We start from the raw sequence: 8,293 nt of genomic DNA on the forward strand, positions 1-8,293 counted from the left end.
GGCATGGCTGAAGGCGGCCAGATGCAGCAGGCCGGGGGGACATTGGTGCAGGCCCAGATGCGGGCCGATCACCGTGCGCGCGACCCGCAGCGGGCGGTCGCCCTCCAGCGCCTCGACCAGCAGCAGCCCGCCGTGGTCGTGCTGGGTCAGGTGCAGCGTCTCGCCGTGATCGGCGGCGAGCTTCGCCATCACCGGCCGCGCCGCTTCGAGCAGGGCCGAGCTGTCCTCGAGCGCGCGATACAGCGTGGCGACCAGCGGTCCAAGCCGATAGCGGCCGCGCTCGATCTTGCGCAGCATGCCGATGGCGGTCAGGCCCTCGACCAGGTCGTGCGTCCCGCTGGTCGAATATCCCAGCGCCCGCGCCAGGTCGCTGAGGCTGTGTTCCGGCTGCGTCGCGGAAAAAAGCCGCAGCACATCGCCAATCTTGCGGATCGTCTTCATTCCATGGGCTCCGTCGTGACCTGTGACGGCGCCAGTTTCCGGCATTGCCGGAAAAATGCGCGGTATCATCCCATACCTTTCCGACAGGGCGCCTTTGCAGGCAGGTTTCACGCCAGGACGGCCAAGCCAAGCCGAGGGAGGACCCCGATGAAAGACCAGAACCACGCCGCGCTGACGCCCTATACCGGCAGCGATTTTCTCGACAGCATCCGCGACGGACGCGAGATCTATGTCCATGGCGAACGCGTCAGGGACGTGACCAGCCATCCCGCCTTTCGCAATTCGGCGCGCATGGTCGCGCGCTGGTACGACCGGCTGTGGGCGGAAAAGGACGTGCTGGGCCGGCCGACGGATCTGGGGGCAGGCGGCTGGACGCACCCGTTCTTCAAGGGGCCGAAAACCGCCGAGGAACTGGTCGCCGGGCGCGACGCCATCGCCGCGACCCAGAAGGTGGCGAACGGCTGGATGGGCCGCTCGCCCGATTACAAGGCGGCGTTCCTGGGCACGCTGGGCGCGAATTCCGCCTTCTACGGCGATTACGCCGGGAACGCGAAGGCCTGGTACGCCCGGTCCCAGCAGCGGCTTGATTACTGGAACCACGCCATCGTCAACCCGCCCATCGACCGCCACCTGCCGATCGAGGAGACCGGCAATGTCTTCATGCAGGTCGAGAAGGAAACCGATGCCGGGCTGATCGTGTCGGGCGCCAAGGTGGTCGCCACCGGCTCGGCCCTGACGCATTACAATTTCATCGCCCATTACGGCATCCCCATCAAGGAAAAGAAATTCGCCCTGATCTTCACCGCGCCCATGGCGAGCGAGGGCGTCAAGTTGATCTCGCGCGCCTCCTATGAACTGAACGCGGCGGTCATGGGCACGCCCTTCGACTATCCGCTGTCCAGCCGGCTGGACGAAAACGACGCCATCCTCGTCTTCGACAAGGTGCTGGTGCCGTGGGAAAACATCTTCGTCTATGGCGACATCGAAAAGATCAACGCGTTCTTCCCCGCCTCGGGCTTCGTGCCGCGCTTTACCCTGCACGGGGCCACGCGGCTGGCGGTCAAGCTGGACTTCATCTCGGGCCTGTTCTCGATGGCGCTCGAGGCAACCGGATCGCGCGCCTTCCGCGGTCCGCAGACCGCCGTGGGCGAGGTGCTGGGCTGGCGCAACCTGTTCTGGGCGCTGTCGGATGCGATGGTGAAAAGCCCGGTGCCGTGGCAGGGCACCGACGGCTATGTGCTGCCGAACATGAACTACGGCCTCGCGTCCCGCATCTTCGCGCCGATGGCCTATGGCCGGATCAAGGAGCTGATCGAGCGTCACGTCGCCTCGGGGCTGATCTATCTGCCGTCCTCGGCGCTGGATTTCGAATCCGATGCCGTGCGGCCCTATCTGGACAGGTTCGTGCGCGGCTCGAACGGGATCGTGGCGCTGGACCGGGTCAAGCTGCTGAAGCTGCTATGGGACGCGATGGGGTCCGAATTCGGCGGCCGGCACGAGCTTTACGAGACGAACTATGCCGGCAACTACGAAAATATCCGCGTCGAGACGATGCTGACCGCCCAGGCCACCGGCGAGATGGAGGCGCTGCACCAGATCGTGCGCGACTACATGTCGGAATACGACCTGGGCGGCTGGACCGCGCCCGACCTGATCAACCCCTGGGACGTGAACCGGCTGAAAGCCGGATTCCAGGGCTGACGCGACGCCGGGCGGGCCGCCGCCCCCCTGTTTTCGGCAAAAGGGGAGGGGGGGGGGAGAATGGATTTCAGCGGAACCGGCACGCGCGTCGTCACCGACCGCCAGATCGCCCTGCCTGCCTCGGTCGCGGCCATCGGGGCCTTCGACGGCGTGCACCGGGGCCACCAGCATCTGATCCGCGCCGCCATCCGCGACGCGCGGGCCCGGGGCGTCCCTTCGGTCGTCTGGACCTTCGATCCGCCGCCCAAGGTGTTCTTCGGCCGGGCGTGGCAGCTTGTGGCGCTGGATCAGAAGCTGGCGCGGATCGGCCTGCTGGGGCCCGACTGGATCGTGGTCGCCCCGTTCCATGCCGCCTATGCCCGGCGCTCGGCCGAGGCCTTCCTGGCCGACCTGGGACGGATCGCGCCGCGCCGCATCCATGTCGGCGCCGATTTCCGCTTTGGCGCGCGGCAGTCGGGCGATGTCGCCCTGCTGGCCCGGCATTTCGACCTGGCGCTGGCCCGCCCCGTCTGCTGCGCGGGCGGGCAGACGATCTCGTCCTCGCGCATCCGCCTGCTGACGGCCGAGGGGCGGGCAGAGGAGGCGGCCTCGCTTCTGGCCGCGCCCCTGCCGCTTGCCACGCTTGGCGGCGCGCTTTCGACCCATGACATCCGGCAGATGGAGGATAACGATGGCTGGACCTGACACCGTTTTCGATGCCCGCGCCATGCGCGACGCCTGCGGCAGCTTTGCGACCGGCGTGACGGTCATCAGCACCTCGACGCCCGAGGGCGACCACGGCATGACCGCCAACGCCTTCATGTCGGTGTCGCTGGACCCGCCGCTGATCTCGATCTCGCTCGACCGCAAAAGCCGGATGCTGGACCGGATCCGGTCCTCGGGGCGCTATGCGGTGAACGTGCTGGCGGGCGACATGGAGCATGTGGCGCTGCATTTCGCCGGCCGCCACGACCCCGCGCTGGCCACGATCTTCGACCGGCAGGACGACCTGCCCGTGGTGCCCGGAGCCGTTGCCGTCTTCCTGACGCGCGTCGAGCAGGAGGTCGAGGCCGGGGACCACATCCTGTTCATCGGCCGCGTCACCCATCTTGAACGTCGCCCCGAGGCGCAGCCGCTTCTGTTCTGCGGCGGCCGGTTCGAGCGTCTGGGCAGCGCCGCCTAGCCGCACGCGCCGCCGGCGAGGCGATCTTGCCCGACGCCCCCCGCCAACAGCGTGTGCGAGGACGCGAGCCCCCGCACGCCGTGGCGGATCAGAAGGCGCGGGACAGGGTCGGCGTCGCCTCGCGCCCCTCGCCCTGCTTGCTGGACCAGTAGGCCCAATCCGGCGCGGTCGAAAGGCCGCGCGGGAAATCGGTCGCGCGCCGTTGGTAAAGATCGCGGGCAGCTTGCCCCACATGCTGCCGCGCGGCTTGCCGCTGAGCCGGGTCGAGGGCGACAGGTCCGCGTCGATGGCCGCCTATCGGTCTGGCGGTTCAGGTGAGAGCGGCCGACATGGGAAGCGCTGCTGTCCGCGTCCAGGACGAACCGCCCCGCAAGACGCAACCAATCCCCGGCGGGCTTCGTTCGGGCGTATGTGGAACTGGATCTTGGAGCACGCCGCCGTCGTGCAGGCGATCGTCGGACTGGTCACGGCCGTGGTCTGGATCACCTATCTCAATGTCTTCGTGGAAAGCATGCGGCGTCAGCGCCGCAGCGAGATCCTGATCACCCTGGGGGGCGACCGGGACCTGGGCGCGCGCATCCTGGTCAGCAACCTGGGATTGGAGCCGATCTATATCCTCGACATCCTGCTGACCTGCCACACGGCGTCGGGCAGCAGCACCCTGTCGGTGGCCGACCGGACCGAAATCGACCCCGCCGAGCGAACCAGCATCGAGCGCGCGACCCTGCAACGCCCGCTGAAAAGCGCCGACTATGTCGAGATCGGCACGCTCGACACCCTGCTGAACCGCGTTGCCGGCAGGCTGCCGGGCCGCCGGGGCGACACTGACCCGACCCGCATCGAGATCACCGTCGCGGCGATCACGGCAGCGGCATCGGGCATCGTCGCGGCGCGGCGAGTCTTCGACATCCGCCATCTGGACGACCGCCTGATCCTGAGGCCGAAGACCCTTTACGCGGAACAGATCCGAACCCGGCGCGGCCGGCAGCGGATCGAACGCCAGCTGATCGGTGCATTGTGAAGGCGCCGATGCGGCGCCGGCCGGGCCACGCCTGTCAGAACGCCTGCCGGTAAAGCGCCAGGGCGGCCGCCTCGTCCACGGCGACGGGATTGTTCTGCAAAAGCCGTGTCTGCAGCATCGCATCCCGGGCGAGCCTGGGCAGGCTCTCCTCGGGAACATCGACATCGCGCAGGCGCCGAGGCGCGCCCGAGCGGTCCATCAACTCCTCCATGAAGGCCACGAACGCCGCCGCGCGGGCCTGCACCCTGTCCCCGGACGGGCCGATGACCACATCCGCCAGTTCGGCATAAAGCGGCGCGGCGGCGGGCATGGTGTGGCGCAGCACCGGGCCAAGCATCAGCGCATTGGTCAGGCCATGCGGCAGGTGGAAATGGCCGCCCAGCGGATAGGCCAGCGCATGGACGGCGCCGACCGGGCTGTTCGAAAACGCCTGCCCCGCGAAATTCGCGCCCAGCAGCATCCCTTCGCGCGCGGCGCGGTCCTGGCCGTCCCGGCAGGCCGCGACCAGGTGGCGGGACAGAAGGCGCAAGGCCTCGCGCGCGAAGAGATCGGACAGCGGGTTCTTCCTGTGGCGGCTGGTATAGGCTTCGATCGCATGGACCATCGCGTCGATGCCGGTCGCGGCGGTCTGCACCGGGGGCAGGCCGGTGGTCAGCGCCGCATCCAGCAGCACCCGGTCGGCGTAAAGCTGATGCGAGACGATGCCCATCTTGGTCGTCTCGCCGGTGGTCAGGATGGTGATGTTCGTCGCCTCGGACCCGGTGCCGGCGGTCGTGGGCACCTGCACCAGCGGCAGGCGCCGGCCGGTGACCTTGCCGATGCCGTAAAGTTCGGCCAGGGGCTGTTCGCCGACCAGCATCACCGCGACCAGCTTGGCGACATCCATCGAGGAGCCGCCGCCCAGCCCCATCACGACATCGGCGCCCGCCGCCCGGCCCTGCGCCACGCATGCCATCAGCACCGCCTCGGGCGGGTCGGCGACCACATCGTCAAAGACCGAGACCGAAAAGCCATGCGCGGCCAGCGAGGCCTTTGCCGCATCCAGCAGGCCTGCCCGGTGCAGGAATCCGTCGGTCACGATCAGCAGCTTGCGCGCCGGAAACCAGCCCGACAGCAATGCGCCCAGGCGCGCCGCGCCGCCCCATTCCACCAGGGTCGAACCCGGGGTATCAAAGGAAAAACCATTCATCCTGCGTCTTCCATTCCTGTCGGCACAGCAGAGGCAAGCGCCATGGCCGCGAGCTTATCCCACGCCGGGGCCAGAGTCGCGGGTCACGTCCTGACGCCGTCGGCCTGCGGCAGGTGCCATTGGTCGGACGCGCGCGCTTGGGCGAAATGCATCTGGCCGCGGGGCAGCGTAAAGACCTCGCCCGGGCGGGCATCGGTCACGACATGGTCGATCTCGTCGAGGCCGCAGATGGACACGCGGCTTTCGACCCCGATCTTGGCCGAGTGGCACAGGATCACCCGCGACTTCGCCCGCCGCATCATGGCGCGCGCCAGCTCTGCCTCGTGCAGTTCGTAGTCCGTCGCACCGCGATGCGGGTGCAACCCTACGGGAGAGATCACGGCCATGTCGGCCAGAAAGCGATCAAGCTGCGACAGTGTCATTTCGCCGAAGGTGCCGGGCACGTCGCGGTGGGAACGACCGCCCAGAAGCAGCGTCTCGCAATCGCTCGCGGCGGTCAGCCGGGCGATCTCGATGGAATTGGTGATGATGCGCAGGGCGCCGCGCCGCAGCAGCGCGCGGGCAAAGGCCAGCGTGGTGGTGCCGGTGTCGATCATCAGGGTCATGCCCGGCTCGATCAGGGCGCAGGCGGCCTCGCCGATGGCGTCCTTGGCGCTGGCATCGGCGCTGCGGCGGACGTCGAAGGCGGGCTCGGGCGCGATCTCGGCGCCCGAAAGAAGCGCGCCGCCATGCACGCGCGTCAGGCTGCCGGTCTCCTCCATCTCCAGAAGGTCGCGGCGCACCGTCTCGCGCGAGACGCTGAACAGATCCGCCAGCTGATTCGTCATCACCTTGCCGTCGCGGACCAGAATTTCCAGAATCTTGCCCTGACGCTCATGCGACCACATGGGGATCTCCTTCTTGTGGCCTTCGGCTTAGCACAGGCCGCCGGAATGCCACATTTGCAACTGCGATATGTGGATTTATATGCATATTCTGCCAAGCGCCAGAGGTTCCGCAGCGAAAATTACGGGCAATCCCGCCCGAAATTGCGCCAGAATTACGATTTTGTGCTGATAGGGTAAAATTTATGTGGATTTTGTTGCGATAGTGGATTTGTCTGTCCTCAGGTTCCACACAAATCCACGAAGGGCCGCCCGATGGTCAACCTGGACGATGCGCTGCGTTTCGCAAACCTTGCGGCGGATGGCGCGCGCGAGATTGCAGCCCGCTATTTCCGCCAGCCTCTGGGCATCGAGCACAAGGGCGACGACAGCCCGGTCACGATCGCGGACCGCGAGATCGAGTCCTTCATCCGCGCCCGCATCGATGCGCCGGAAGGGCCGGTCTTTCTGAAGCGGATGCACCCAGAAATGCGCGACGGCTTCGACCTGCCATGCGGCTTGCCGCGCAGGCGGGCGAGGCCGGGGTCGGGCCGCGCGTCATCCACGCCGATGCCGCAAGCGGCACCATCGCCATGCAGGGGCTGACCTTGGGCTGGCGCACGGCGACCCAGTACAGCCTGCAGGATGCCCTGCCCGACCACCGCCCCTCGACCCACAGCGACTTTGCCTGCCGCGACAAGCGCGTGGCGGCGATCGCCGCATACCGGCGGATGCACGCGCTGCCGGCTCTGGGACTGACCAAGACCGTCTTCGACATGATCGACGAACATGCCGCGCAATGCAGGACGCTGGACGCGCCGCGTTTTCGCCATCATGATTGGGTCATGCTGAACGAGGCGATGGCGCGCGAGGCGCTGATGGCGGCTGGCATGGATCTGGTTCCCTGCTTCAACGATCCGATGCCCGGCAATTTCATGATCGGGCCGGACGGGTCGATCATGCTGATCGACCATGAATACAGTTCGATGAACGACCGCTGCTACGACCTGGGCATCTGGTTCGGCGAGATGTTCTTTACCCCGGCGCAGGAAATGGAACTGATCGAGGAATATTTCGGCCATGCCCCCCGCGACCTTGTGGCCCGCGTGACCGTTCACAAGGCGCTGGCCGACGTGAAATGGGCCTTGTGGTCGATGGTGCAGCTGCGCGTGTCGCGGCTGGAGTTCGATTTCCACAAATACGGCATGTGGAAGCTGATGCGCTTTCGCCAGATCACCGGCCATCCCGACTGGCCGGCGCAGCTGAGGTCCTTGTGATGGCCTACCGCGCGTCTGCCCGGGGCGAGAGCTTTCGCTTTGCGGATCTGAAGGCGGTCATGGCGGCCGCCTCGCCCGAGCGGTCGGGCGATCAACTGGCCGGCATCGCGGCCGAAAGCGCGCTGCAAAGGGTCGCCGCGCGCCGGGTGCTGATGGACCTGCCGCTGACGGTGTTCCTGAACCAGGCGCTGGTCCCCTACGAGGATGACGAGGTCACGCGGCTGATCCTGGACAGCCACGACGCGGCGGCCTTCGCGCCTGTCGCCGCGATGACGGTGGGCGATCTGCGCGACTGGCTCTTGTCGCCGGCGGCCGATGCCGCCGCGCTGGCGGCGCTCGCGCCGGGGCTGACGCCCGAGATGGTCGCGGCCGTCAGCAAGCTGATGCGCAACCAGGACCTGATCCGGGTCGCGCGCAAGGCCGAGGTCGTCACCGCCTTCCGCAACACCATCGGCAGGCAGGGCACGCTGGCCACGCGGCTGCAACCCAACCATCCCGCCGATGATCCGCGCGGCATCGCGGTCTCGGTGCTGGACGGGCTGTTGCACGGCGCGGGCGATGCGGTGATCGGCATCAACCCGGCTTCGGACAATCTGGCGAACTGCCAGGCGCTTCTGGTGGCGCTGGACGAGATGCGGC

General features: G+C 67.5%; 11 protein-coding genes. 7 read left to right on the plus strand and 4 right to left on the minus strand.

The genetic code is table 11. The annotated features are described in order from the left end of the window. Positions 1-441: helix-turn-helix domain-containing protein (locus BU28_RS25870; RefSeq protein ID WP_162176561.1), on the minus strand; the 441-nt coding region annotated here is incomplete at its 3' end. Between the two features lie 147 nt (positions 442-588). Here BU28_RS25870 and BU28_RS0117165 point away from each other — a divergent pair. The 3 genes from BU28_RS0117165 to BU28_RS0117175 are packed head-to-tail and all read left to right on the plus strand — an operon-like array spanning position 589 to position 3,304. Then, complete coding sequence (locus tag BU28_RS0117165; RefSeq protein WP_028720533.1) at positions 589-2,142, plus strand: 4-hydroxyphenylacetate 3-hydroxylase N-terminal domain-containing protein; 1,554 nt, start codon at positions 589-591, stop codon at positions 2,140-2,142. Positions 2,143-2,202: 60 nt separating this feature from the next. Beyond that, on the plus strand, positions 2,203-2,826 hold the full coding sequence (locus BU28_RS23555) for a nucleotidyl transferase family protein (RefSeq protein ID WP_028720534.1): 624 nt from the start codon (positions 2,203-2,205) through the stop codon (positions 2,824-2,826). Continuing rightward, complete coding sequence (locus tag BU28_RS0117175) at positions 2,813-3,304, plus strand: flavin reductase family protein (RefSeq protein ID WP_028720535.1); 492 nt, start codon at positions 2,813-2,815, stop codon at positions 3,302-3,304. Before BU28_RS23555 ends, BU28_RS0117175 begins: the two co-directional genes overlap by 14 nt. An 88-nt stretch (positions 3,305-3,392) precedes the next feature. On the opposite strand, the gene BU28_RS25660 is transcribed toward BU28_RS0117175, so the two are convergent. Next, positions 3,393-3,536: a hypothetical protein gene (locus BU28_RS25660; protein ID WP_155992571.1), complete on the minus strand. Its 144-nt coding sequence runs from the start codon at positions 3,534-3,536 to the stop codon at positions 3,393-3,395. A gap of 192 nt (positions 3,537-3,728) precedes the next feature. On the opposite strand from BU28_RS25660, the gene BU28_RS0117185 reads away from it, so the two are divergent. Next, complete coding sequence (locus tag BU28_RS0117185; RefSeq protein ID WP_143809688.1) at positions 3,729-4,325, plus strand: hypothetical protein; 597 nt, start codon at positions 3,729-3,731, stop codon at positions 4,323-4,325. A 34-nt stretch (positions 4,326-4,359) separates the two neighbouring features. Here the strand turns inward: BU28_RS0117185 and BU28_RS0117190 are convergent, their stop codons facing one another. Together BU28_RS0117190 and BU28_RS23560 are read right to left on the minus strand one after the other, a co-directional pair. Continuing rightward, the gene (locus BU28_RS0117190) at positions 4,360-5,514 is read right to left on the minus strand and encodes an iron-containing alcohol dehydrogenase (RefSeq protein ID WP_028720537.1); all 1,155 of its coding nucleotides are present in this window, start codon (positions 5,512-5,514) and stop codon (positions 4,360-4,362) included. 83 nt (positions 5,515-5,597) lie between these two features. Beyond that, on the minus strand, positions 5,598-6,401 hold the full coding sequence (locus BU28_RS23560; RefSeq protein WP_051578285.1) for a DeoR/GlpR family DNA-binding transcription regulator: 804 nt from the start codon (positions 6,399-6,401) through the stop codon (positions 5,598-5,600). Positions 6,402-6,653: 252 nt separating this feature from the next. On the opposite strand from BU28_RS23560, the gene BU28_RS0117200 reads away from it, so the two are divergent. The 3 genes from BU28_RS0117200 to eutB all read left to right on the plus strand — a co-directional run. Continuing rightward, positions 6,654-6,983: an FIG domain-containing protein gene (locus BU28_RS0117200; RefSeq protein ID WP_028720538.1), complete on the plus strand. Its 330-nt coding sequence runs from the start codon at positions 6,654-6,656 to the stop codon at positions 6,981-6,983. Beyond that, a complete protein-coding gene (locus tag BU28_RS23565; protein WP_081791447.1) occupies positions 6,890-7,654 on the plus strand; it encodes a phosphotransferase in 765 nt (254 codons plus the stop codon). The genes BU28_RS0117200 and BU28_RS23565 overlap by 94 nt, the downstream gene beginning before the upstream one ends. After that, positions 7,654-8,293, plus strand: a 640-nt coding sequence (gene eutB, locus BU28_RS0117210) for an ethanolamine ammonia-lyase subunit EutB (RefSeq protein ID WP_028720539.1), incomplete at its 3' end; no start/stop codon positions are given. The genes BU28_RS23565 and eutB, both read left to right, overlap by 1 nt.

Source organism: Paracoccus yeei ATCC BAA-599 (assembly GCF_000622145.1).
Taxonomy (GTDB): Bacteria; Pseudomonadota; Alphaproteobacteria; order Rhodobacterales; family Rhodobacteraceae; genus Paracoccus; species Paracoccus yeei.

Coding starts and splice junctions, on each gene's coding strand:
- BU28_RS23565 (WP_081791447.1), top strand. CDS start 6,890: ATGCGGCTTGCCGCGCAGGCGGGCGAGGCCGGGGTCGGGCCGCGCGTC.
- BU28_RS0117200 (WP_028720538.1), top strand. CDS start 6,654: ATGGTCAACCTGGACGATGCGCTGCGTTTCGCAAACCTTGCGGCGGAT.
- BU28_RS0117175 (WP_028720535.1), top strand. CDS start 2,813: ATGGCTGGACCTGACACCGTTTTCGATGCCCGCGCCATGCGCGACGCC.
- BU28_RS0117190 (WP_028720537.1), bottom strand. CDS start 5,514: ATGAATGGTTTTTCCTTTGATACCCCGGGTTCGACCCTGGTGGAATGG.
- BU28_RS23560 (WP_051578285.1), bottom strand. CDS start 6,401: ATGTGGTCGCATGAGCGTCAGGGCAAGATTCTGGAAATTCTGGTCCGC.
- BU28_RS0117165 (WP_028720533.1), top strand. CDS start 589: ATGAAAGACCAGAACCACGCCGCGCTGACGCCCTATACCGGCAGCGAT.
- BU28_RS23555 (WP_028720534.1), top strand. CDS start 2,203: ATGGATTTCAGCGGAACCGGCACGCGCGTCGTCACCGACCGCCAGATC.